This window comes from Streptomyces sp. NPDC049915, from assembly GCF_040656475.1.
Taxonomy (GTDB): domain Bacteria; phylum Actinomycetota; class Actinomycetes; order Streptomycetales; family Streptomycetaceae; genus Streptomyces.
This window is the reverse complement of record NZ_JBFAMH010000013.1, coordinates 87,367-110,381: the sequence shown is the minus strand read 5'-3', so window position 1 is coordinate 110,381 and position 23,015 is coordinate 87,367. Positions and strand designations below refer to the sequence as shown.

Here is a 23,015-nt window from a genome sequence, read left to right as displayed (position 1 = left end):
TTCCGCGGACGGCCCGGCCGGGGGATGCCGCCCCCCTCCTGCGGTATCCACCGGCCGTCCGCCGCCACACCGGTCCCCGCGGGCTGCGCACCATGTCGCGGGGACCGGTGGCCGGGCGCGCTTGGTCCGGCGGCGGGACGAAGGTGACGTGGCCGCTGCTTCCACCCACTGTGGCCGTCGTTTCCACCCTCTGGCGGGGCCCGTGGTCACCGGTCGGTCTCGGTGGCGCCTGTGGCCGTCGGGCGGTGCCTGTGGTCGGTGACGGAGCCCGGCGGTGTCGGTGACGGGACCGTGAACCCGAGTCGAACGGGGATTCGGCGCCCCGTCCACGGGTACAAGTGACCATGTGTGCCCGTGTCTGACCGCTTTTGAGCGCTTACGGGGTGTGACTCGGGCCACGAAGATTGGGCGTAACGCTCGTGGAAACAACGCGATGACCTAAGAGGTGACAGCCGCGGAGGGAATACGGACGCCGTTCATGGCGCTGTGCATCTTCCCGGCGCCCGCCCGCGCCGTCGGCCCATCCCCAAGCCGGTGGTCGGCTCCTGTCCGCAGTGGACGGGGCCGGAAGCCGTTTTCCAACGTTCCGAGAGGTTGTTCGTGTCGGCCAGCACATCCCGTACGCTCCCGCCGGAGATTGCCGAGTCCGTCTCTGTCATGGCGCTCATCGAGCGGGGAAAGGCTGAGGGGCAGATCGCCGGCGACGATGTGCGTCGGGCCTTCGAAGCTGACCAGATCCCGGCCACTCAGTGGAAGAACGTACTGCGCAGCCTCAACCAGATCCTCGAGGAAGAGGGTGTGACGCTGATGGTCAGTGCCGCAGAGCCAAAGCGCACCCGAAAGAGCGTCGCAGCGAAGACCCCGGCCAAGCGCACCGCCAGCAGGACGGTCGCGGCGAAGACGGTGACCACCCGCAAGGCCACCGCGACGACCGCGGCTGCCCCGGAGGCGCCGGCCGACCCCGCGGCTGATCCGATCGAGGAAGCCTCGACCGAGAAGAAGGCCGCGGTGAAGAAGGCCGCCCCCGCCAAGAAGGCGGCGGCGAAGAAGGCCGCCCCCGCCAAGAAGACGGCGGCAAAGAAGACGGCTGCCAAGAAGGACGACGCCGAGCCGGTCGAGGAAGAGGTCCTCGAGGAAGCCAAGGTCGGCGACGAGCCCGAGGGCACCGAGAGCGCCGGCTTCGTCCTCTCCGACGAGGACGAGGACGACGCGCCCGCGCAGCAGGTCGCCGCGGCCGGTGCCACCGCCGACCCGGTCAAGGACTACCTCAAGCAGATCGGCAAGGTCCCCCTGCTCAACGCCGAGCAGGAGGTCGAGCTCGCCAAGCGCATCGAGGCGGGTCTGTTCGCCGAGGACAAGCTGGCGAACTCCGACAAGCTGGCCCCGAAGCTCAAGCGCGAGCTTGAGATCATCGCCGAGGACGGCCGCCGCGCCAAGAACCACCTGCTGGAGGCCAACCTCCGCCTGGTGGTCTCCCTGGCCAAGCGCTACACCGGCCGCGGCATGCTCTTCCTGGACCTCATCCAGGAGGGCAACCTCGGTCTGATCCGCGCGGTCGAGAAGTTCGACTACACCAAGGGCTACAAGTTCTCCACGTATGCCACCTGGTGGATCCGTCAGGCGATCACCCGCGCGATGGCCGACCAGGCCCGCACCATCCGTATCCCGGTGCACATGGTCGAGGTCATCAACAAGCTCGCGCGCGTGCAGCGCCAGATGCTCCAGGACCTGGGCCGCGAGCCCACCCCGGAGGAGCTGGCCAAGGAACTCGACATGACCCCGGAGAAGGTCATCGAGGTCCAGAAGTACGGCCGCGAGCCCATCTCCCTGCACACCCCGCTGGGTGAGGACGGCGACAGCGAGTTCGGCGACCTCATCGAGGACTCCGAGGCCGTGGTCCCCGCCGACGCCGTCAGCTTCACGCTCCTGCAGGAGCAGCTGCACTCCGTCCTGGACACCCTGTCCGAGCGCGAGGCCGGCGTCGTCTCCATGCGGTTCGGTCTCACCGACGGTCAGCCGAAGACCCTCGACGAGATCGGCAAGGTCTACGGCGTGACGCGTGAGCGCATCCGCCAGATCGAGTCCAAGACCATGTCGAAGCTCCGCCACCCGTCCCGTTCCCAGGTGCTGCGCGACTACCTCGACTAGGTCGCGGTCGTACGACGCAGAAGGCCCGGTCTCCCGAGAGGGAGCCGGGCCTTCTCCATGGTCCAGCGGGTGCGGGGCACCCGGAGCTGGATCACTCTGGGTGTTCCATGACGAACCCCGAGTGAGGAGCGTGCATGCGTCGTTCCATTGCCCGCGCGTTGATCCGGCCGCTGGTCCTGGCGGCCGCCGCAGGGGCCATACCGCTGATGTCCGCCGCCCCCTCGTCCGCCGACAGCGTGGTGGTCGGGGGCTTCCCCGTCGATGTCGCGCAGAGTCCCTGGACGGTGGCGTTGTCCAGTCGTGACCGGTTCGGGGGTACGCGGGCAGGGCAGTTCTGCGGGGGAGTGGCGATCGGCCGCACCGCCGTGCTCACCGCCGCCCATTGCCTCGGCGAGGACGTCCTGGGCGGGCCGCCTGAGCGGCTGCGGGACTTCAAGGTCATCGCCGGACGCACAAATCTGTTGTCGGACCAGGGCAGTGAGATCCCGGTCCGCGAGACCTGGGTGAACCCCGGCTACCACGCCGGCAGCAACACCGGTGATTTCGCGGTGCTCACCCTGTCCCGGCCGCTGCCCAGCAGCGCCGTCATCAGCATGGCCGCCGACGGCGACCCGGCGTACGCCCCCGGCACGCGCGCGCTGGTCTACGGCTGGGGCGATGTCACAGGGGCAGGAGACTACGCCGCGAGTCTGCGAGCCGCTCCCGTGCGTGTCCTGTCGGACGCGCTGTGTGAGCAGGCCTACCCAGGTGGCGGTGACGGAACGTACGACGCCGAAAGCATGGTGTGTGCCGGTGAGCGGTCCGGCGGCAGAGACGCCTGCCAGGGCGACAGCGGAGGCCCGTTGGTCGCCGAGGGGCGGCTGATCGGGCTGGTGTCATGGGGGAGTGGCTGCGGACGGGCCGGGAGTCCGGGCGTCTACACGCGCGTGTCCGGCGTCGTACGGACGCTCAGCCGTGGGTGATGGGCCCGGGGGAGCCTGAGGGCCCCTGGGTGGCGCCTGGCGGCTCCTGGCCGGCTTGCAGGGGCCTGCCGACCCCTGTCCCTCTCCTTTACCTCGACGAGCACGGGCGGCCGCCCCCTTCGGGGACGACCGCCCGTGCGCCGGCCTGTGCCGGAGCTGGCTCGTCGTGGTCGCGCAGAGTCAGTGCTCTTCTTCGGAGGCGGATGCCGGAACGGCGGTCAGTCGCTCGGTCTCGTCCTGTATCTCAGCGGCGATCTTCTTGAGTTCCGGCTCGAACTTGCGACCGTGGTGGGCGCAGAAGAGCAGTTCTCCGCCACTCAGCAGGACGACGCGCAGGTATGCCTGGGCGCCGCAGCGGTCGCAGCGATCAGCGGCCGTCAGCGGGCTCGCGGAAGTCAGAACAGTAGTCACGTCGCCTCTTCTCTAGCTCGACGAGCTGTCGTACCAGGGTCAACATCCAACCAGCCCCAAAACGTTCCCGCTCGCGGCTTTTCCTCGAAAAAAATCTCCGAGAGGGTTGGCTGCTGCCGGGTTGGCGGCGAATGTGCCGTATTGCGTATCTGTCGTGTCCTACGGTTTCGCTCTGTCGGTCATGGTCGCCCTCCCGGCGGGATTGCCGGTTTGTTCATGAGGACGTGCCCGGAGCCTAAACGGTTCATGCCTCCCAGGGAACGTGATGTGCACGTCACCCCATCGAGGGATCGAACAAGCTTACGATCCTGCACTAGGGTGAACCGAGCACGAGGGTGGCGTTACAACGGCTCTACCAGGCCTCGGTACCCTCTCACCGGTGACCGAAGCCGGCCCCTTACCCATCAGGGCCCCATCTGAAATTCAGCGAGGAGCGAACCGCGTGACCGCCGAGACGTCCGTGTCGTCCACAGCGCTGCTGGCAGGAGCAGAGCGGGACGGATCCAATTACACCGCGCGGCACCTGCTCGTCCTCGAGGGGCTCGAGGCCGTACGCAAGCGTCCGGGTATGTACATCGGGTCCACCGACAGCCGTGGCCTGATGCACTGCCTGTGGGAGATCATCGACAACTCCGTCGACGAGGCCCTCGGTGGCTACTGCGACCACATCGAGGTGATCCTGCACGACGACGCCTCCGTCGAGGTGCGGGACAACGGCCGCGGTATTCCGGTCGACGTCGAGCCCAAGACAGGCCTGTCCGGTGTCGAAGTCGTCATGACCAAGCTGCACGCCGGAGGCAAGTTCGGCGGTGGCTCCTACGCGGCCTCCGGTGGTCTGCACGGCGTCGGGGCCTCCGTCGTGAACGCCCTGTCCGCCCGGCTGGACGTCGAGGTGGACCGTAGCGGCCACACGCACGCCATCAGCTTCCGCCGCGGCGTCCCCGGCGCCTTCACCGGCGAGGGCCCGGACGCGAAGTTCGAGGCCAAGAGCGGACTGCGCAAGGCCAAGAAGATCCCCAGGACCCGCACCGGCACGCGCGTGCGGTACTGGGCCGACCGCCAGATCTTCCTCAAGGACGCCAAGCTCTCTCTGGAGACGCTGCACCAGCGCGCCCGCCAGACCGCCTTCCTCGTGCCCGGCCTGACCATCGTCGTCCGTGACGAATACGGCCTCGGTGAGGGCGGCAGCAAGGGCGAGGAGTCGTTCCGCTTCGACGGCGGCATCAGCGAGTTCTGCGAGTACCTGGCCGGCGACAAGCCGATCTGCGACGTGCTCCGCTTCAGCGGGCAGGGCACGTTCAAGGAGACCGTCCCGGTCCTGGACGAGCACGGCCAGATGACGCCCACCGAGGTCACCCGTGAGCTGGGCGTGGACGTGGCGATGCGCTGGGGCACCGGCTACGACACGATGCTCAGGTCCTTCGTCAACATCATCGCCACCCCCAAGGGCGGCACCCACGTCGCCGGCTTCGAGCAGGCGATCGCCAAGACGATGAACGAGGTCCTGCGCGCCAAGAAGCTCCTGCGCGTCGCTGAAGACGACATCGTCAAGGACGACGCCCTGGAAGGCCTCACCGCCGTCGTCACCGTCCGGCTCGCAGAACCGCAGTTCGAGGGCCAGACCAAGGAGGTCCTCGGCACCTCGGCGGCTCGCCGCATCGTGAACAACGTGATCACCAAGGAACTCAAGGCGTTCCTCACCTCCACGAAGCGTGACGCCGCCGCCCAGGCCCGGGTGGTCATGGAGAAGGCCGTCGCCGCGGCACGCACGCGTATCGCCGCGCGCCAGCACAAGGACGCCCAGCGTCGCAAGACGGCCCTGGAGTCCTCCTCGCTGCCGGCCAAGCTGGCCGACTGCCGCAGCGACGACGTCGAGCGGAGCGAGCTGTTCATCGTCGAGGGCGACTCCGCGCTCGGCACGGCCAAGCTCGCCCGTAACTCCGAGTTCCAGGCGCTGCTGCCGATCCGCGGCAAGATCCTCAACGTTCAGAAGTCCTCCGTGACCGACATGCTGAAGAACGCCGAGTGCGGCGCGATCATCCAGGTCATAGGAGCGGGCTCCGGGCGCACCTTCGATCTCGACGCGGCACGCTACGGCAAGATCATCATGATGACCGACGCCGACGTCGACGGCTCCCACATCCGCACGCTGCTGCTGACCTTGTTCCACCGCTACATGCGGCCGATGGTGGAGGCGGGCCGGGTCTTCGCGGCGGTGCCGCCGCTGCACCGCATCGAGCTGGTCCAGCCGAAGAAGGGCCAGGACAAGTACGTGTACACGTACTCGGACCGTGAGCTGCGGGACAAGCTGATGGAGTTCCAGAGCAAGGGTGTCCGCTACAAGGACTCCATCCAGCGCTACAAGGGTCTGGGCGAGATGGACGCCGACCAGCTGGCCGAGACGACGATGGACCCGCGTCGCCGCACCCTGCGCCGGATCAACCTCACCGACCTGGAGGCGGCGGAGCAGGTGTTCGACCTGCTCATGGGCAACGACGTTGCGCCACGCAAGGAGTTCATCTCCAGCTCGGCGGCGACGCTGGACCGCTCCCGCATCGACGCGTAGTCGCTGAGCTGGACCTGGCCGACCCATTCGGGGCCCCTGGCCGGACGCGTGAGATGCGTCCGGCCCAGGGGCCCCGGGCCGTGCCCGCCCTGGCAGGGGCTTACGTCCTGGCAGAACCCGCGTGCTGACGGGGCGCGCTGTGGCGGAGCGACCGCGGGCACCACGACGCCGCCCCCGCACTCGCCCCCGCCCGAGCCGCCCTGCGCCACGAGGCGCTCACCGCCACCAGACGCTCTCCACCCGTGGGTGGAGGGAGCACCCTCTGCGGTTCCACCCGGTTTTCCACCCCCGCTCCGATCCGCCCGACCTGCGCTTTTCCGTAGCTTCATAGGCGTCGGCGGCACCCGCTGCCGGCCCCCGTTCCGCTCACGGAGGCTTGCATGTCCGGGCTCGTCAATGTGCTGGTGATGGTCGCCGTCGCCGTGCTGGTGATCGTGCGCCAGTTCAGTGCCCGCCGCGTCAGTGCCGACAGCCGCTGGTGGCTGGTTCCCGTCATCCTCGCGGCTATGGCGCTGCGCTCGCCGGGTCTGCTGGACGCCCATCACCGTGCCGGGTCCGTGATGCTGCTCGCCGCCGAGCTCCTCATAGCCGCCGCGACCGGCGCCGGGTGGGCCTGGACGACCCGTATGTGGGTGGAGACCGACGGCACCGTCTGGAGCAGGAGCACCAAGGCCAGCGGGGCAGCCTGGGCCGCCGGCGTCGCCCTGCGCCTGGGTCTCATCGGCCTCGGTCTGCTGCTGGGGATACACCAGAACAGCACCGCTCTCCTGCTCGGCCTCGCGTGCACGCTGCTCGTCCGCTCCGGGATCCTGGTCGTGCGGGCTCAGTCCATGTCCCCGGTGACCGAACCCGCCGCGTCGTACGGTGACGCCATGATCCGGCAGGCACGGAAGGAACGCGTGTGACGGAGAACGCCTGGACGCGCTGGCCCTCCCGGGAGGCCCTCGGCAGTGAGGGCATCTCACGGGCCCGGCGCCTGCTCGCCTGGGCGGTCCGGCTCGTCGCGATCGGGGCGCTGCTGTGGAGTTCCTTCACCGGCGGCCGCGTCCACGGGTGGGGCATCGCGGCCGCCGCAGGGGTTGTCTTCGCGGCCATCGCTGCCGGCTGGGCCTTTTACCGGACCACTCTCGCCCACCGGCTCGTCCCGTCCATCGTCCTGTGCCTGCTGCTCGTGGCTCTCGCGGTCGGCGCGCAGGCCGCCGAGTTCAAGGTGCCGGCTCTGGTCATCTGGTGCGGCTGCGGTGTCGCCGCGCTGGAACGGCTGCCACTCGCGGCGGCTCTTCCCGTCACCTGGTTGTCCTTCCAGGCGTACGCCACCGTCAACGACGACGCGTGGCTGACCACGGTCGTGACGACGGTCGGCCTGGCTCTCGGCGGATACGCTCTGCGGCTGGACGCCGAGGCCCGCGGCAGCGCCCAGCGGCTGCTCGCCCAGGAACGAGCCGCCCGGGCGGCCGAGGCGGAGTCGGCGGCCCTGGCGGAGCGAGCCAGGATCGCCCGGGAGATCCACGACGTGCTCGCCCACAGTCTCTCCGCCCAGCTCGTGCATCTTGAGGCGGCCCGGCTGCTCGTCGAACGCGGCGCGGACCGCGAGCAGATCCTCGAACGCGTCGTGGCGGCCCGGGGTATGGCCCGGGAGGGCCTCGCCGAGACCCGGCAGGCGCTTTCCGCTCTGCGCGGAGAACTGACCCCGGTGGAGGACTTTCTGAGAGAACTGGTCAGGCAGACCGACGGCGCGGAGGTCACTGTCTCGGGTGAGAGCCGGCCGCTGCCGGCGGAGGCCTCGCAGGCGGTGCGCAGGGTCGCCCAGGAGGCCCTGACGAACGTCCGCAAGCACGCGCCCGGGGCCAAGGTCGAGGTGCGGCTGGACTACACCGAGCATGAAGTGGCGCTGCAGGTAAGGGATTCGGGCGGCGGACCGGGGGAGCTGACCGGGTCGGGCGCCGGGTACGGTCTGTTGGGGATGCGCGAGCGAGCCGAGTTGCTGGGCGGGTCGCTCGACGCCGGGCCGGGTGAGAAGGGCTTCGTGGTGACGTTGAAGGTGCCGGTATGACCGAGGGGGAGGGGACGGTGTCCGCCCGTGTCGTGGTCGCCGACGACCAGACCGTCGTCCGCGAAGGCATCGTGATGCTGCTGGGCCTGTTGCCCGGTGTCGAGGTCGTCGGCGCGGCCGGGGACGGGGACGAGGCGGTGAGACTCGTCGCGGAACTGGACCCCGACGTCGTGCTGATGGACCTGCGTATGCCTCGCTGCGACGGGGTGGAGGCCACCCGGCGGATTCGAGCGGAGCATCCGCGCACCCAGGTCGTCGTCCTGACGACGTACGCCGACGACGACTCCCTGTTCCCGGCGCTGCGCGCGGGAGCACGCGGGTATCTGACCAAGGACGCGGGCGGGGACGAGATCGTGCGGGCCGTGCACAGCGTGCTGTCCGGTGATGCCGGGCTGTCCCCGAGCATCCAACGGCGCCTGCTGGAGAGGCTGTCGGAGCCCGAACCCCGGCAGCAGATGCCCGCCGAGGCGGCACCGGACGGACTCACGGTGCGGGAGACGGAGGTGCTGCTGCTCATCGCGGAGGGGCTCAGCAACCAGGAGATCGCCCGGAGACTGCACGTGTCCACCGCGACCGTGAAGACCCACATCAACAACCTCTTCGCCAAGACCGGGCTCAAGGACCGGGCGCAGGCCGTGCGATACGCGTATGCGAAGGGGCTGGCACGGCCGCCGGCCGGGGAGGTCACCTGATGGGGTGAAGAGCGCGGGGAAAAGAGTTGGGGATCTTCCCGTTCTGTCCATGCTTGGGCATGCAGTCAAGCAAACGTCGTCCAAGCGGGGGCGGTCCAGAAGGTTCCACCGCGCACGAGCAACGCCCCGCCCCCTTCGGTGTCGGCGCTCCGGAGAGCGCCCGGCATGACGACCCTTGGTACGACGCGCTCGCCTCGGGATGGGGCGAGTCGGTCGCCGGCGCGGCCCCGGCCGTCGCCGTTCCGGCCGCGGGCCGGGAGCCGACTGAGGTGGCCGCGGCCGACGTCTACCTCGAAGTGCAGGGCAGCGCGGCCTTCCAGGAGGTCCGCAGCCGGTACCGGAGGTTCGTGATTCCGGCGGTCGTCGGCTTCCTTCTCTGGTACGTCGGGTACGTCGTGGCGGCGACGGCCGCGCCCGATTTCATGGAGCGCCGGGTGGCGGGTGCGGTGAACGTGGCGATGCTCGCCGGGCTCGGTCAGTTCCTCACCACGTTCCTGCTCACCTGGGCCTACGCCCGCCACGCCCGGCTGCGCCGGGACCGGGCCGCACTCGATCTGCGCTGGGACACCCAGGAGATGACGCGCGGTGCCCGAGGCGGTGCCGTATGACCGGAAACCACCACACGCTCGCGCTGGCGCTGTTCAGCGTGTTCGTCGCCGTCACGCTGGCGATCACGACCTGGGTGAGCCGTCACCGGCACGGTTCGGCTGAGGAGTTCTACGCCGGGGGACGGCTCTTCTCCCCGATGGAAAATGGTTTTGCCATCGCGGGCGACTACATGTCGGCCGCTTCTTTCCTCGGCATCTCCGGACTCATCGCGCTGTACGGCTACGACGGCCTTTTGTACTCGGTCGGGTTTCTCGTGGCATGGCTGGTGGTGCTCTTCCTGGTCGCCGAACTGGTCCGCAACTGCGGGCGGTTCACCCTCGCGGACGTGGTCGCCGCCCGCATGCGGGAGCGGCCCGTGCGGATCGCGGCGGGAACTTCCTCGGTCACCGTGTCCGTTCTCTATCTGGTGGCGCAGATGGTGGGCGCGGGCAGCCTGGTCGCCCTGCTCCTGGGGCGTTCGAGCGGGGCGGCGCAGTCCTGGGCCGTCATCGGCGTGGGCGCACTGATGGTGATCTACGTGTCGTTGGGAGGGATGCGGGCCACCACATGGATCCAGATCGTCAAGGCGGTCATGCTGCTCGGCGGCACGGTCGCGCTGACCGTGCTCGTCCTCGTCCGCTTCCACGGCGACTTCGACCGGCTGCTGCTCACGGCGGCCGACCGCAGCGGGCACGGAGACGCGTTCCTGGCCCCCGGGCTGCGCTACGGCGCGAACTGGACCGCCCGGTTGGACTTCATCAGCCTGGGTCTGGCGCTGGTGCTGGGCACAGCCGGGCTGCCGCACATCCTGGCCCGCTTCTACACCGTGCCCACGGCCCGGGCCGCCCGTCGCTCGGTGGTCTGGTCGATCGGCCTCATCGGCGGTTTCTACCTGATGACGATCGTCCTCGGCTTCGGCGCCGCCGCGATCGTCGGCCCGCAGGCGGTACGGCAGTCCAACGCGGCCGGGAACACGGCGGTGCCGCTGCTGGCGCTCGACCTCGGTGGCGGCCTCGACTCCACGGGAGGCACGGTGCTGTTCGCGGTCGTCACCGCTGTGGCCTTCGCGACGATCCTCGCCGTGGTCGCCGGTATCACGCTGGCCTCGTCCGCCTCCGTCGCCCACGACCTGTACGCCTCGCTGCGCCGCCGTACGAGCAAGCAGCGCAGTGAGGTTGCCGTCGCCCGGGCCGCGGCTGTCGGCATCGGCGTGGTCGCGATCGCCCTGGGACTGCTGGCCCGCGACCTCAACGTGGCGTTCCTGGTCGGGCTGGCCTTCGCCGTCGCCGCGTCCGCGAACCTGCCGGTGCTGCTCTATTCGCTGTTCTGGCGTGGCTTCACCACGCGCGGTGCGGTGTGGGCCGTCTACGGCGGACTGCTTCCGGCCCTGCTGCTCGTCATCCTGTCCCCGGTGGTCTCCGGCGGGCCCAACTCCCTCTTCCCGGGCGTCGACTTCCAGGTCTTCCCGTTGGAGAACCCCGGCCTGGTGTCCATCCCGCTGGGCTTCCTCGCCGGCTGGCTGGGCACCGTGACCTCCACGGAGGCCCCGGACGAGGCCAAGTACGCGGAGGCCGAGGTGCGTTCGCTCACGGGCGCGGGAGCGGCCTAGGCTCGCCACTTCGGCGGCCGTCGGGGTGCCTTATTGGTTTGCCGCCGGTCAACCCGGTCGTATAGGAAGCTTGCATGCTTACAGGCAGCAAGGTCGGGCTCAGGGCCCGGCACGCGGAGGACATCCCGATCCTGCGGACCGAGCTCTACGACGACGTTGCCAACGCCGCGCGGGCCGAAGGCCGGCCGTGGCGGCCGATGACGCCCGGCTCGGAGGACTCGCGTCTCGTGGTGGACGACAAGGAGCAGGGGCACGTTCCGTTCTCCGTGGTGGAGCTGGAGGGCGGCATGCTGATCGGTACCGCGAATCTGTGGGGCATCGACAACCACAGCCGGTCCGCGCACATCGGGCTGGGACTGCTGCCGTCCGCCCGCGGAAAGGGCTACGGCACCGACGTGGTCGCGGTGCTGTGCCACTACGGCTTCGTCGTACGAGGCCTGCATCGGCTGCAGATCGAGACACTCGCGGACAACGCCGCGATGCTGAGCTCCGCCGAGCACAACGGCTTCGTCCGCGAGGGCGTGCTGCGCTCCTCGGCCTGGGTGATGGGCGAGTTCCTGGACGAGGTGCTGCTCGGGCTCCTGGCCCACGAATGGAAGCCGAGCGTGCAGGCATAGGTTGCGATGCGCCCGTAGCCGACTTACGCCACGACCGTGAGGCCGCCGTGGGGCAGGTCGGTCGGGGGCGAGAGGGACCCTCAGGGCTCAGGGCGCGACCCACGCGTACCGGTGCTCGGGGCGGCCCGTGTCGCCGTACTTCAGGGACAGCCGCAGACGGCCGGCCTGTTCGAGGTGGCGCAGGTAGCGCTGGGCGGTCGAGCGGCTCAGGCCGGTGCGGGTGGCGACCTCGTGGGCCGACAGGGGCTGATCGGAGCGGTGCAGCACCGAGCAGATCAGGTCCGTGGTGGGCTCCGAATGGCCGCTCGGCAACCCCGGCGACGACGGCACCGGAGCCGTCCGCAGGGCGCCGAAGATGCGGTCGACCTGTTCCTGGCCTGCGACGCCGCGGCCGCCGACCCGGTCCACGGTGCGGCGCAGCGCGGCGTAGGAGTCCAGGCGGGTGCGCAGGGCGGCGAAGGTGAACGGTTTCACCAGGTAGTGCAGCGCGCCGAGACGCATCGCGGTCTGTACGGTCGTGACATCACCGGCGGCCGTGATCATGATGACGTCGGTGCCGTGTCCCTGCTGACGCATCCGGTGCACGAGTTGCAGGCCCGTCTGGTCGGGCAGGTAGTGGTCGAGCAGCACCAGGTCGATCCCGCCGCGCTCGACGGCGGCCAGAGCCTGGGCAGCGCTGTGGGCGCGGGCGGCCACCCGGAAGCCGGGAACCTTTCCCACGTACTTGGCGTTGATCTCGGCGACGCGGAAGTCGTCGTCCACCACCAGGACGTCAATCATCGGGCCTCTTTCTGTCACGGCCAGGCGGGCGTGACGCCCGTGTTTCGGCTCCGTTGTTGTAGCGCGAGCAAAATGAGCACAACAGGCTGTTGCAAGCAAAAGAAGCGCATGTGCTCACAAGACTGCTGCTGTGGCCCGCGCCACATCTACGGTCCGGCCCATGAGCACAGACACCAGCCCCGCCATCGAACTGCGGGGCGCAGGCAAAACCTTCCGGACGCCGTCCGGTGGTCTGCACACGGCCGTCAGGGACCTCGACCTGACCGTGCACCAAGGCGAGTTCGTGGCCGTCGTCGGCCCCACAGGTTGCGGCAAGTCGACGACGTTGACGCTGGTCAGCGGCCTGGAGGAGCCCAGCGAGGGCGAGGTTCTGGTCGCCGGTGAGCCGGTGCGCGGCGTCGGCGACAAGGTCGGCTTCGTCTTCCAGCAGGACGCCACCTTCCCGTGGCGCACGGTGCTGTCCAACGTCATGGCGGGCCCCCGCTTCCGCGGCGTACCGAAGGCCGAGGCGAAGGAGAAGGCCCGCGCCTGGCTGGCCCGGGTCGGGCTCTCCGCCTTCGAGGACCGCTATCCGCACCAGCTCTCCGGAGGCCAGCGCAAGCGGGTCGCCCTCGCCGCGACCTTCGTCAACGACCCCGAGATCCTGCTCATGGACGAGCCCTTCTCGGCGCTCGACGTGCAGACCCGGGCGCTGATGTCGGACGAACTGCTGGAGCTGTGGGAGGGCACGCGCGCCTCCGTCGTCTTCGTCACCCACGACCTGGAGGAGTCCATCGCCCTGGCCGACCGGGTCGTCGTGATGACGGCCGGTCCCGCCACCGTCAAGCAGGTCTTCGACATCGACCTGCCGCGGCCCCGCAAGGTCGAGCAGGTGCGCCTGGAGCCGCGCTTCCTGGAGATCTACCGGGAGATCTGGGAGTGCCTCGGCGAAGAGGTGCGCATCACCCGCGAGAGGGGTGCCGCTCATGTCGCCTGAGGTGCTCAGCACGCCGGTCGTCGACACGGCCAAGATCCCGGACCGTGCGCACTCACGCGCGCGTGCCGCCCGCAGACGCAAGGTCGTCGTCACGTCCGTGCGTGTCCTGCTGCTGGTCGCCGTGCTCGGTCTGTGGGAGATGCTCTCGCGCGCCAAGGTCATCGATCCGTTCAACTTCTCGATGCCCTCGCAGATCTGGGACCAGATCTCCACCTGGGTCATGCACGGGACGGCGCTCGGCTCCCTCGGCGAGCAGATCTGGGCCACGCTCTACGAGGCGCTCGTCGGATGGGTCGTCGGTGTCATCGCCGGTGTGGTCCTCGGTATCGCGCTCGGGCGGATCGCCTTCCTCGCCGATGTCCTTGGTCCATACATCAAGGTGCTCAACTCGATACCCAGGATCGTCCTGGCCCCGATCTTCGTGATCTGGTTCGGCCTCGGCCCCGTCTCGAAGGTGGCGTCCGCCGTCGTCCTGGTCTTCTTCCCGGTGTTCTTCAACGCCTTCCAGGGCGCCCGCGAGGTCGACCGCAACCTCGTGGCCAACGCGCGGATCCTCGGCGCGAGCAACCGGCGGGTGACCCTCCAGGTGGTCATCCCGTCTGCGACGTCCTGGATCTTCACCAGCCTCCACGTCAGCTTCGGCTTCGCCCTCATCGGCGCCATCGTCGGCGAGTACATCGGCGCGACCAAGGGCATCGGCCTGCTCGTCGCGCAGTCGCAGGGCACCTTCAACGCCGCCGGCGTGTACGCGGCGATGGTGATCCTGGCCGTCGTCGCCCTCCTGGCCGAGGGGCTGCTGACCTTCGCCGAGCGACGCATCTTCCGCTGGAAGCCGTCCCGCTCCGACAGCTGACGCCGGTCTCTTCTCCCCGTCCTGTCCCGCGCCCTCTTCTCCTGCCGCCCCTTTCACCCCCGCCGCCCGCCCGGCCCTCTTCCAAGGACGTGAACCTCATGCGCAAGACCCCTCGCCAGACCGCCAGATACGCCTCGCTGGCCACCGCCGGCCTGCTCGCCCTCACCTCGCTCACCGCCTGCGCCAACGACGCGGCCGGCACCTCCGCCGATGCGGGCAGCAAGGGTGACGGCAAGGGCGTCAAGGTCAAGATCATGGTCGGCGGCCTGGACAAGGTCATCTACCTGCCGGCGATGCTCACCCAGCGCCTCGGCTACTTCGACGCCGAGGGCCTGGACGTGGAGCTGCTGAGCGAGCCGGCCGGTGTGCAGGCCGAGACCGCGCTCGTCTCCGGTCAGGTCCAGGGCGCCGTCGGCTTCTACGACCACACGCTGGACCTCCAGGTGAAGGGCAAGGCCGTCGAGTCCGTCGTGCAGTTCTCGCACGCGCCCGGCGAGGTGGAGGTCGTCTCCACCAAGGCGGAGAAGGACATCACCTCACCCAAGGACTTCAAGGGCAAGAAGCTCGGCGTCACCGGGCTCGGTTCCTCGACCGACTTCCTCACCAAGTACCTGGCGGTCACCAACGGGGTGAAGGTCAGCGAGTTCACCCCGGTCGCGGTCGGCGCCGGACCGACCTTCATCTCCGCCCTCCAGCAGGGCGCGATCGACGGCGGCATGACGACCGACCCCACGGTCGCGACCATCCTCGACAAGAAGGCCGGGAAGGTGCTGCTCGACATGCGCACGCCCGAGGGCTCGCAGTCGGCGCTCGGCGGTCCGTACCCGTCGTCCAGTCTGTACATGCAGACGGACTGGGTGAACAGCCACAAGGACACCGTCCAGAAGTTGGCCAATGCATTCGTCAAGACGCTCAAGTGGATGTCCACGCACAGCGCCTCCGAGATCGCCGACAAGATGCCCGCCGACTACTCGAAGGGCAACAAGGTCCTGTACGCCGCCGCCATCAAGAGCACGCTGCCGATGTTCACCAAGGACGGCGTGATGCCGGCGAACGGCCCCGAGACCGTCGAGAAGGTACTCAAGGCGTTCAACCCCACCATCAAGAACGCCAAGGTCGACCTCAGCAAGACCTACACGACGGAGTTCGTCGAGAAGGCGGCCGGCTGACAACCGGCAGGAGCACCACCCGGGGATCGAGAAGGCCGGGGGCCGCGGTCCGTACTCCTGGACGGGCACGGCCCCTTCCACCGCCCCCACGGCCGTGCCTCAGGCGCGGGTCGCCCACACGTAACGGTGTTCCGGGCGGCCCGCGTCGCCGTACTTCAGCGTCAGCCGCGCGCGCCCGGTGCGCTCCAGGAGCTTCAGATAGCGCTGCGCGGTCTGCCGGCTCAGTCCCGTTCGCTCGGCGATCTCCTGGGCCGACAGCGGCCCGTCGGCGTTCATCAGCGCCTGCCGGACCAGCTCGGCGGTGGTGGGGGAGTGGCCCTTGGGCAGCCCCAGCTCCGACGACGCGGACAGCGCGCCGAAGATCCGGTCCACGTCCGCCTGCTCGGCCTCGCCGCCGCCGTCCAGCCGGCGGCGCAGCTCCGCGTACGCCTCCAGCTTGGCGCGCAGGCCCGCGAAGGCGAACGGCTTGACCAGGTATTGCAGCGCGCCCTGCCGCATCGCCGCCTGCACCGTCGCGATGTCCCGCGCCGCCGTCACCATGATCACGTCCGTCTGGTGGCCGCGCCGCCGCATCGCTGAGACGACCTCCAGGCCCGTCTCGTCCGGCAGGTAGTGGTCCATGAGGACGAGGTCCAGGTGGGGCAGCTCCTCCACCTGCCGCAGTGCCTCCGCCGCGCTGTGGGCCTCACCGGCGACGTGGAAGCCGGGCACCTTCGCCACATAGGCGGCGTTGACCTGGGCGACCCGGGCGTCGTCGTCCACGACCAGGACCTCGATCATCGCGCCTCCTCCTCGACGGCCGTGTCCGCCGGGCCGGCCAGGGCGGGCTGCAGTTCCAGGTCGGGCTCGGCCAGCGCCTCCGGCAGCACGATCGTGAACTGCGCGCCCCCGCCCTCCGCCTCGGCCACGCTCGCGCTGCCGCCCTGCCGTTCGGCGAGCCGGCGTACCAGCGACAGGCCGATGCCGCGCTTGCCGTGTGCCGGCGGCTTCTTGGTGGACCAGCCGTCCGTGAACACCAGCTCCCGCTGCTCCTCCGGAACGCCGGGCCCGGTGTCCCGTACGCGGAGCACCGCGGTACGGTCCTCGGCGCGCAGTTCGACCTCCACGCGCGCGTGCGGCGTGCCCGCGACGGCGTCGAGCGCGTTGTCGACCAGGTTCCCCACGATCGTCACCAGCCCGCGCGGGTCCACCAGCCGGTCCGGCAGCCGGGTGCGGTCCGAGATCCACAGCGCTACGCCGCGCTCGGCCGCCACGGTCGCCTTCCCCACCAGCAGCGCGGCGAGCAGCGGGTCCTGGATCTTCTCCGTGACCTGCTCCGCGGTCGCCCGGTGGTCGCCGACGACCTCCCCGACGAACTCGACGGCGTCGTCGTACATCTCCAGCTCGAGCAGGCCGAGCAGGGTGTGCATGCGGTTGGCGTGCTCGTGGTCCTGGGCGCGCAGCGCGTCGATCAGACCACGCGTGGAGTCCAGTTCGCGGCCCAGCTGCTCCAGCTCGGTGCGGTCGCGCAGGGTTGCCACGGCGCCGCCGTCGTCCGTGGGCATCCGGTTGGCCACCAGGACCCGGTGCCCGCGCACGGTGAGCAGATCGGTGCCGGTGACCCGGCCGGCCAGCACGTCGGCCGTACGGCCCTCGCCGAGCGCCTCGTCGGGGGAGCGCCCCACCGCCTCCTCGCCGATGCCCAGCAGGCGCTGCGCCTCGTCGTTGAGCAGCCGGACCCGACCGCCGCGGTCCAGGGCGACGACGCCCTCCCGGATACCGTGCAGCATCGCCTCGCGCTCGGCGAGCAGCCCGGAGATGTCGGAGAACGCCAGATCGCGGGTCTGCCGCTGGACCCGCCGTGAGATGAGCCAGGCGGCCAGGGCGCCCACGGCCAGGGCCCCGCCGGCGTACGCGAGCAACCCGGGGATCGCGCTGATCAGCCGCGCCCGCACGCTGTCGTACGCGATTCCGACGGACACCGCCCCGACGATGTGCCCGCTCGGGTCGCGCAGCGGCACCTTGCCGCGGGCGGAGCGGCCCAGCGTGCCGTTGTCGATCTCCATGACCTCGTTGCCTTCGAGGGCGTCGCGGGGGTCGGTGGAGACGTGGCGGCCGATCTGCTTCGGGTCGGTGTGCGACCAGCGGGTGCCGGCCTCGTTCATGATCACGACGTACTCGGCCTGCGTGGCCTTGCGGATGCGCTCCGCCTCCTGCTGCACCGGTCCGTGGACGCTGGGCGCGGTGGTCTGCAGGTCCTTCGCGATCTGCGGCTGCTGCGCGGTGGTCTCCGCGATGGCGAGGGCGCGGCGCATCGCCTGGTCGTCCAGCTGGTGGCTGAGCGGCGCGAGGAACAGCCCGGTCGCCAGGACCGCGACGCCTGCGGCGATCGCCACCTGCATCAGCAGCACCTGCGAGAACACCCGCCGCGGCAGACCGAGGCGCAGACGGCGTGCGGGGGGAGTGGGGCTCATACCCATGACGGTACGTGCCGGTGGCGGCTGAGCCGTAGGGGGTGTGGCCCGGATCTCTTGACCCGTGCTTGTCCGGATCTTGATCGGGGGCCCGTCCCTGGATGGGTCAAGGGCGACGCCTCGACATGATCAACCCGTCAGCGGCTGTGTGCGGGACTCGTCGAGGCGGGGACCCTCAGGGGGCCGCGGGCACTTCCTCGACGGCCACGACGTCCATCCGTGCGGGCGTGCCCAGCACTGCGGCCCCGCAGCTCTCCGGGCGCGGCGGCAGCGCCTCGCCCTGATCGACGGTGACCCGCCAGCGGCGGCCGTCGACGTGGGCGACGAGCACTTCCCAGCGGGGTGCCGCGCCGTCCGTGCGTATGACGCGCAGCGCCTCCGCGGCGGACTCGCCCGCGACGCCGCGCACGGCCAGCTCGGCCGCCTGGCCCGGGCGCTCCCAGGCCGACGCGCCCCGGCATCCCTCGACCACGATCCGGCCCTCCTGGGCGCCGTGCAGCACCTCCTTGACGGCGTGTGCCTGCGCCCGGCCGTACGCGTAGCCGTACGGCAGCACGAGCACCGTCGGCGAGAAGCGATGTCCACCCAGATGGGTGACCTCCCACACGCCCGTCACGCCCGAGGCCGTGAGCTCGGCGGCGAGGGGCCGGCCGAGCATCGCGCAGCACCGGTCGCGCTTGCCGTTGGTGCACACCAGCGCCAGCGGTCCGTCCGTGTGCGGGCGGCCGTCGAGAACGGTGTCGAAGCCGGTGTGGTCGCCCCGGCCGAGCGCGGCGAGGTCGAGGTCGAGGAGGCGGCGGGGATCGGTGAGCGCGGCGCCGTGCAGCCATACCTTCCCGGGGACCGTGTGGGCGGCATACACGTGCCGTATGTCCGGCGTGCCGAAGTCGGCGTGGCGACCCGGGCGACGGATCAGCGCGATCCGTACGCCGGTGTCCTCGGCGGCGGCTTCCAGGGCGCGGCCCAGTGCCGGATCCAGGTGGCTGGAAACGAGCGCCTTGGCGCCCCACGGGCCGGGCTGTTCCAGCAGCAGCCAGGTCGTCGCGGTGGCCGCGGTTCCGGAAACGGGCTCGTCGAGGGCCCGCGAGGCGGTCGCGCACGTACTCACAGAGGTGAGCCTAACCTGACTTCGCATGGCGTGACTTCCGGCCGCGTCCGTGTCCTGGTCCGCACGAGTACCCGCGGGCTCACTCCGGCAACGGCTGCGGCGGTTTCGGCCCCACGTACTGCCCGCTCGGACGCATTCGCAGCGGGCGCTCCGCGTACTCCTCCAGGGCGTGCGCGATCCAGCCGGCGGTACGGGCCACTGCGAAGATCGTCTCACCGGCCGTGGGCGGCATCCCGTGGGAGGCGGTGAACACGGCCAGGGCCAGGTCGACGTTGGCGTGCAGGGGGGCGTGGCGGGCGGTGGTGGCCACGATGTCGCGGGCGGCGGCCAGGGCGGGCTCGGCCTGCGGCACCTGCGCCAGCAGGGCGAACAGGGCACGCGCGCGTGGGTCCTCGCCGGGGTAGAGCCGGTGGCCCAGCCCGGGGATACGGCGTCCCGCGCGCAGTTCCTCCGCGATCACCGGACCGGCGTTGCCCTCGTCCAGCACTTCCTGCAGCAGGCGGTGGGCGAGTCCGCTGGCCGCGCCGTGCAGCGGCCCCTCGATGACGCCGAGGCCGGCGGAGACGGCCGCGTAGGCGTGCGCGCGGGCCGAGGCGGCGACGCGTACGGCGAGCGTGGAGGCGGCCAGATCGTGGTCCACGAGGAGGCAGAGCGCGGCGTCCAGCACGCGCAGGGAGGCCTCGTCGGGTGCACGGCCGGTGAGCGCGGCCCACAGGCGGTGGGCCAGGGGGCCGGTCCGGCGGTCGGAGCGGTGCGCGGGGGCGAGAGCGGCGACGAGGGTCGGGATGAGGGTGCGGGCGGTCCCGAGCACGGCTTCCTCGGAGAGGTCGAAGCGCAGCGGATCCTCGGCCGCGGCGGCGATCGCGGCGACCCGCAACCGGTCGGCGGGACCGGAGTGTCCGGGCAGGGAGCGCACGGCGCGGCGGGCCGCCGCCACGGACGCCTCCGGGGCGGTGAACGTGACACCGGGACGCAGCCGGCCGGTCCACAGCCACTCGGCGATCTCCTCGTAGGAGTACCGGGCGGCCAGTTCGGTCGCGTCCACGCCACGGAAGTAGTAGCGGTCCTGCTCGATGAGGGTGATGCGGGTACGGACGGACAGCTCGCCACCGGTGCCCGAACCGCCCGCGCTCTCACGCCTGTTGCGCCGGGCGAGTGCCTCGACCTCCGCGGCGTCGAAGCTGCTGCCCCGCCCGCCGGACGCGCGGCGGCTGCTGAGCTGACCGCGACTCACGTACGCGTACACGGTCTCGGGCTTCACGCCCAGCAGTTCGGCGGCCTCCTTGGTGGTCAGCCGCCGTCCCGGGTGGCCGGGGTGGGGTTCATGGTCACGCATGGAGGTCACCGTAGCCGCCTCCTCGATGCATTGAGTGAATCAACATTGACAAGAATTGAGTCAAGCATAGACAGTCGAATCAATGCCAAGGAGGGAAACATGTCCGTCAATGGATCCGCGATGAGCCCCGTCTCCCCGTTGATCGAGGCGCCCCGCGGGCTGGCCGGAGTCGTCGTGACCGATACCGGCATCGGTGACGTCCGCGGCCGCGAGGGCTTCTACCACTACCGCCAGTACTCGGCAGTCGAGCTCGCAGGGACGCGCTCCTTCGAGGACGTCTGGCACCTGCTCGTCCTCGGTGACCTGCCGGACGCCGAGCGCGGCGCCGCCTTCGCCGCACGGACGGCTTCGCTGCGCCGACTCCCCGACGAGGTGCGCGCGGTGCTGCCCGCCATCGCGGCGGCGGGTTCCGCCTCCGGGCCGCTCGCCGGGATGCGCACCGCTCTGTCGCTGCTCGGTGCGGCCAAGGGATTCAGCCCGGTCTACGACATCGACGGCGCCCGGCGGCGGGAGGACACGCTCGTGGCCGTCGCGGCCGTACCGACGCTGCTGGCCGCGCTGTACCGGCTGGGGCGCGGGCTGGAGCCGGTGGAGCCCCGGGAGGACCTGTCGTACGCCGCGAACTACCTGTACATGGTGACCGGTTCCGAGCCCGACGCGGAGCGGGCCCGGGCCATCGAGCAGTACTTGATCTCAACCATTGATCACGGCTTCAATGCGTCAACGTTCACCGGCCGTGTCATCGCGTCGACCGGCGCGGATGTGGCCGCGTGTCTCGTCGGTGCCGTGGGAGCGCTGTCCGGACCGCTGCATGGCGGCGCGCCCAGCCGGGCGCTGGACACCCTGGACGCGATCGGCAGCCCCGACCGCATCGACGACTGGATCCGTGAGCGGGTCCTGGCCGGTGAGCGGATCATGGGCTTCGGCCACGCGGTCTACCGCACCGAGGACCCCCGTTCCCGGATGCTCCGCGAGATCGCCCAGCGTTTCGGCGGCCCGCGCGTTGACTTCGCCGTCCAGGTGGAACGCCGGGTCGAGGCGCTCCTCGCCGAACTGAAGCCCGGACGCGAACTGCACACGAACGTCGAGTTCTACGCGGGGGTCGTCCTGGAACTGTGCGGTCTGCCCCGCGAGATGTTCACCCCCACCTTCGCCGCGGCACGGGTGGTGGGCTGGAGCGCCAACATCCTCGAACAGGCGGAGGATCCGAAGATCATCCGCCCGGTGGCGCGGTATGTCGGGCCGCACGCGCCGGTGGCCGTTCCCTCAGCCGTCTGAGCAGGCGTGAGGCCTGGTGCCGTTCCGGGCGCCAGGCCTCATCGATGGGGCGTCGAGCAGGAGCGGGGTATCGGGCTGCTCGCCGGATGTCTCGTCCGGCTCGGGCGCGGATGGCGCCCGGCCGGAGGCGCGAGGGGCGGGTCAAGGGTGGACGTGCCGCCGCGGGGTGACGTCAGGCGTCGGGGATGTCCGCCTTGGCGCGGATCAGCGTCTCCCGGCTGACGATGACGATGCGTTCGTAGTCGGCGCGGGAGGCGTCCGCGGGCAGCTCACCCTCCAGCGCCTCGGTGGCCTCGGTGCCGATGACGGCGAAGTTGCCGTCGCTCAGCTCGAACACGTCCGGGCAGGTGGCCCCTGAGTTACTGCCTCGGGCACTGGGCGGCACACCGATGCGGCGCACGATCTTCAAAGGTACCGGTCCTTACAGAGCACAAAGTCGGGGCACAGTGGTGGGGATCACGCTAGTGGTGCTGTTGTGCTCTGTATGGCCGGACGGTCAAAAGTCACTCCGTCGTGTCAACCGGTCGGCGGGTTGCCGACCACCCACCACTCGTCCGTTTCCGCGTCGTCGAGTTCCTGGACCAAGCCGTCGATCATGAGACCGAGCTGGGCCTCCTCCGACGACTCGTTCAGGGTGGCGCGCATGTGCCGGGAGGCTTCCCAGTAGTCGCGGAAGACCTGGCTCTGCAGCAGCTCCCGCATGTGCCGGTACAGCTCCTCCCGGTCCAGGAGCCCCGCCCGGTGGCTGTGGTACATGTAGGCGTACCAGGCGTTGGCGTACAGGAACTGGCGGCGCTTCTCCGCCGGGATGCCCTTGTCGTAGGTGTCGATCACCGGGGCCAGTGAGGGATCGTCGATCGCCTTGGTCAGCAGCTCCCAGTGCATGCGCTGCTGATGCGCGAGGGCCTGGCGCAGCGAGGCCACTTCCTCGCGTTCGACCCGTTTCGCCTGAAGCCGTTCGGCCTCCGACCGTTCCGCCGCGGACCGTTCCGCCTCCGACCGTTCCGCCTCCAGCCGTCGCTGCCACGCGGCCAGCGTCATGCCGGCCGCGGTGAGCAGCAGGCCGGCGGCGGAGCCGAACCTCCCTGCCGTGAATTTCCGTGTGACCATGTCAACCCCCGAATCAGGCGACCGTCCGCCGGCCGTCGGTGTGGGGCGACTGATGAGGACCGGCGAGCGATGGGCGGCGCTTGCCGCCTCCAGGGTGCCGAGCGGCTCTGATCGGCGGGGAGGCGGAGAGGAGGCGCACGGAGGGAAGCGAGGGTCGCACAATCCGGCACCTTCTCCACGTCTGCCCCGCAAGTGCTGCTGACAATCGTTCACTTCGCCGTGATTCTTACGGCTCGTATCCTGGGGCGGCATTCAATCCACAGACGTACGCCGTCCCGTGAGCCGGTGTACGCACAGGCGTGAGAG

General features: G+C 70.3%; 21 protein-coding genes. 13 read left to right on the top strand and 8 right to left on the bottom strand.

Annotated features, from left to right (window positions below; translation table 11 throughout):
* Positions 1–600 precede the first annotated feature (600 nt).
* Positions 601–2,148 (top strand): RNA polymerase sigma factor, encoded by a 1,548-nt coding sequence (locus AB0J12_RS23085; protein WP_363266240.1) that lies wholly within the window; start codon positions 601–603, stop codon positions 2,146–2,148.
* A 134-nt stretch (positions 2,149–2,282) separates the two neighbouring features.
* A complete protein-coding gene (locus tag AB0J12_RS23080) occupies positions 2,283–3,110 on the top strand; it encodes a serine protease (protein ID WP_363266239.1) in 828 nt (275 codons plus the stop codon).
* A 180-nt stretch (positions 3,111–3,290) separates the two neighbouring features.
* Here the strand turns inward: AB0J12_RS23080 and AB0J12_RS23075 are convergent, their stop codons facing one another.
* Complete coding sequence (locus tag AB0J12_RS23075; protein WP_363266238.1) at positions 3,291–3,521, bottom strand: hypothetical protein; 231 nt, start codon at positions 3,519–3,521, stop codon at positions 3,291–3,293.
* Positions 3,522–3,963: 442 nt separating this feature from the next.
* Between AB0J12_RS23075 and AB0J12_RS23070 the strand changes: the two genes are divergently transcribed.
* From AB0J12_RS23070 to AB0J12_RS23040, 7 genes are all read left to right on the top strand, one after another.
* Positions 3,964–6,087, top strand: coding sequence for a DNA topoisomerase IV subunit B (locus AB0J12_RS23070; RefSeq protein WP_363266237.1), 2,124 nt, complete (start codon positions 3,964–3,966; stop codon positions 6,085–6,087).
* Positions 6,088–6,467: 380 nt separating this feature from the next.
* Positions 6,468–6,992: a DUF1453 domain-containing protein gene (locus tag AB0J12_RS23065; protein WP_363266236.1), complete on the top strand. Its 525-nt coding sequence runs from the start codon at positions 6,468–6,470 to the stop codon at positions 6,990–6,992.
* Positions 6,989–8,140: a histidine kinase gene (locus tag AB0J12_RS23060; RefSeq protein WP_363266235.1), complete on the top strand. Its 1,152-nt coding sequence runs from the start codon at positions 6,989–6,991 to the stop codon at positions 8,138–8,140. The genes AB0J12_RS23065 and AB0J12_RS23060 overlap by 4 nt, the downstream gene beginning before the upstream one ends.
* Positions 8,137–8,832 (top strand): response regulator transcription factor, encoded by a 696-nt coding sequence (locus tag AB0J12_RS23055; RefSeq protein WP_363266234.1) that lies wholly within the window; start codon positions 8,137–8,139, stop codon positions 8,830–8,832. The genes AB0J12_RS23060 and AB0J12_RS23055 overlap by 4 nt, the downstream gene beginning before the upstream one ends.
* A 59-nt stretch (positions 8,833–8,891) precedes the next feature.
* Positions 8,892–9,440, top strand: coding sequence for a DUF485 domain-containing protein (locus AB0J12_RS23050; protein ID WP_363266233.1), 549 nt, complete (start codon positions 8,892–8,894; stop codon positions 9,438–9,440).
* The gene (locus AB0J12_RS23045; RefSeq protein WP_363266232.1) at positions 9,437–11,029 is read left to right on the top strand and encodes a cation acetate symporter; all 1,593 of its coding nucleotides are present in this window, start codon (positions 9,437–9,439) and stop codon (positions 11,027–11,029) included. Before AB0J12_RS23050 ends, AB0J12_RS23045 begins: the two co-directional genes overlap by 4 nt.
* Positions 11,030–11,103: 74 nt before the next feature.
* Complete coding sequence (locus AB0J12_RS23040) at positions 11,104–11,646, top strand: GNAT family protein (RefSeq protein WP_363266231.1); 543 nt, start codon at positions 11,104–11,106, stop codon at positions 11,644–11,646.
* Positions 11,647–11,733: 87 nt separating this feature from the next.
* Here AB0J12_RS23040 and AB0J12_RS23035 read toward each other — a convergent pair whose 3' ends face one another.
* Complete coding sequence (locus tag AB0J12_RS23035) at positions 11,734–12,426, bottom strand: response regulator (RefSeq protein ID WP_363266230.1); 693 nt, start codon at positions 12,424–12,426, stop codon at positions 11,734–11,736.
* A gap of 160 nt (positions 12,427–12,586) precedes the next feature.
* Here AB0J12_RS23035 and AB0J12_RS23030 point away from each other — a divergent pair, with 160 nt between their 5' ends.
* The 3 genes from AB0J12_RS23030 to AB0J12_RS23020 all read left to right on the top strand — a co-directional run bounded on the left by AB0J12_RS23030 (position 12,587) and on the right by AB0J12_RS23020 (position 15,424).
* A complete protein-coding gene (locus AB0J12_RS23030) occupies positions 12,587–13,402 on the top strand; it encodes an ABC transporter ATP-binding protein (RefSeq protein ID WP_363266229.1) in 816 nt (271 codons plus the stop codon).
* Entirely contained in the window at positions 13,392–14,255 is an 864-nt protein-coding gene (locus tag AB0J12_RS23025) for an ABC transporter permease (RefSeq protein WP_363266228.1), read from the top strand. The genes AB0J12_RS23030 and AB0J12_RS23025 overlap by 11 nt, the downstream gene beginning before the upstream one ends.
* Positions 14,256–14,353: 98 nt before the next feature.
* Complete coding sequence (locus AB0J12_RS23020) at positions 14,354–15,424, top strand: ABC transporter substrate-binding protein (RefSeq protein ID WP_363266227.1); 1,071 nt, start codon at positions 14,354–14,356, stop codon at positions 15,422–15,424.
* 99 nt (positions 15,425–15,523) lie between these two features.
* Here the strand turns inward: AB0J12_RS23020 and AB0J12_RS23015 are convergent, their stop codons facing one another.
* From AB0J12_RS23015 to AB0J12_RS23000, 4 genes are all read right to left on the bottom strand, one after another.
* The gene (locus AB0J12_RS23015; RefSeq protein WP_363266226.1) at positions 15,524–16,204 is read right to left on the bottom strand and encodes a response regulator; all 681 of its coding nucleotides are present in this window, start codon (positions 16,202–16,204) and stop codon (positions 15,524–15,526) included.
* A complete protein-coding gene (locus AB0J12_RS23010; RefSeq protein WP_363266225.1) occupies positions 16,201–17,877 on the bottom strand; it encodes a sensor histidine kinase in 1,677 nt (558 codons plus the stop codon). The genes AB0J12_RS23015 and AB0J12_RS23010 overlap by 4 nt, the downstream gene beginning before the upstream one ends.
* A 175-nt stretch (positions 17,878–18,052) precedes the next feature.
* On the bottom strand, positions 18,053–18,985 hold the full coding sequence (locus AB0J12_RS23005) for a sucrase ferredoxin (protein ID WP_363266224.1): 933 nt from the start codon (positions 18,983–18,985) through the stop codon (positions 18,053–18,055).
* A gap of 79 nt (positions 18,986–19,064) precedes the next feature.
* Positions 19,065–20,321, bottom strand: coding sequence for a citrate synthase (locus tag AB0J12_RS23000; protein ID WP_363266223.1), 1,257 nt, complete (start codon positions 20,319–20,321; stop codon positions 19,065–19,067).
* Between the two features lie 99 nt (positions 20,322–20,420).
* Between AB0J12_RS23000 and AB0J12_RS22995 the strand changes: the two genes are divergently transcribed.
* Positions 20,421–21,599, top strand: a complete 1,179-nt coding sequence (locus AB0J12_RS22995) for a citrate synthase/methylcitrate synthase (protein WP_363266222.1) — start codon at positions 20,421–20,423, stop codon at positions 21,597–21,599.
* A 172-nt stretch (positions 21,600–21,771) separates the two neighbouring features.
* On the opposite strand, the gene AB0J12_RS22990 is transcribed toward AB0J12_RS22995, so the two are convergent.
* Together AB0J12_RS22990 and AB0J12_RS22985 are read right to left on the bottom strand one after the other, a co-directional pair.
* Positions 21,772–22,008, bottom strand: coding sequence for a hypothetical protein (locus AB0J12_RS22990; protein WP_363266221.1), 237 nt, complete (start codon positions 22,006–22,008; stop codon positions 21,772–21,774).
* A gap of 107 nt (positions 22,009–22,115) precedes the next feature.
* A complete protein-coding gene (locus AB0J12_RS22985; RefSeq protein WP_363266220.1) occupies positions 22,116–22,709 on the bottom strand; it encodes a DUF6082 family protein in 594 nt (197 codons plus the stop codon).
* Positions 22,710–23,015: the final 306 nt, after the last annotated feature.

Bases quoted from the DNA above. Each gene is read 5' to 3' on its own strand.
- AB0J12_RS23080 (WP_363266239.1), top strand. From the start codon at position 2,283: ATGCGTCGTTCCATTGCCCGCGCGTTGATCCGGCCGCTGGTCCTGGCG.
- AB0J12_RS23065 (WP_363266236.1), top strand. From the start codon at position 6,468: ATGTCCGGGCTCGTCAATGTGCTGGTGATGGTCGCCGTCGCCGTGCTG.
- AB0J12_RS23055 (WP_363266234.1), top strand. From the start codon at position 8,137: ATGACCGAGGGGGAGGGGACGGTGTCCGCCCGTGTCGTGGTCGCCGAC.
- AB0J12_RS23050 (WP_363266233.1), top strand. From the start codon at position 8,892: ATGCAGTCAAGCAAACGTCGTCCAAGCGGGGGCGGTCCAGAAGGTTCC.
- AB0J12_RS23045 (WP_363266232.1), top strand. From the start codon at position 9,437: ATGACCGGAAACCACCACACGCTCGCGCTGGCGCTGTTCAGCGTGTTC.
- AB0J12_RS23040 (WP_363266231.1), top strand. From the start codon at position 11,104: ATGCTTACAGGCAGCAAGGTCGGGCTCAGGGCCCGGCACGCGGAGGAC.
- AB0J12_RS23035 (WP_363266230.1), bottom strand. From the start codon at position 12,426: ATGATTGACGTCCTGGTGGTGGACGACGACTTCCGCGTCGCCGAGATC.
- AB0J12_RS23030 (WP_363266229.1), top strand. From the start codon at position 12,587: ATGAGCACAGACACCAGCCCCGCCATCGAACTGCGGGGCGCAGGCAAA.
- AB0J12_RS23025 (WP_363266228.1), top strand. From the start codon at position 13,392: ATGTCGCCTGAGGTGCTCAGCACGCCGGTCGTCGACACGGCCAAGATC.
- AB0J12_RS23020 (WP_363266227.1), top strand. From the start codon at position 14,354: ATGCGCAAGACCCCTCGCCAGACCGCCAGATACGCCTCGCTGGCCACC.
- AB0J12_RS23015 (WP_363266226.1), bottom strand. From the start codon at position 16,204: ATGATCGAGGTCCTGGTCGTGGACGACGACGCCCGGGTCGCCCAGGTC.
- AB0J12_RS23010 (WP_363266225.1), bottom strand. From the start codon at position 17,877: ATGAGCCCCACTCCCCCCGCACGCCGTCTGCGCCTCGGTCTGCCGCGG.
- AB0J12_RS23000 (WP_363266223.1), bottom strand. From the start codon at position 20,321: ATGCGTGACCATGAACCCCACCCCGGCCACCCGGGACGGCGGCTGACC.
- AB0J12_RS22995 (WP_363266222.1), top strand. From the start codon at position 20,421: ATGTCCGTCAATGGATCCGCGATGAGCCCCGTCTCCCCGTTGATCGAG.
- AB0J12_RS22985 (WP_363266220.1), bottom strand. From the start codon at position 22,709: ATGGTCACACGGAAATTCACGGCAGGGAGGTTCGGCTCCGCCGCCGGC.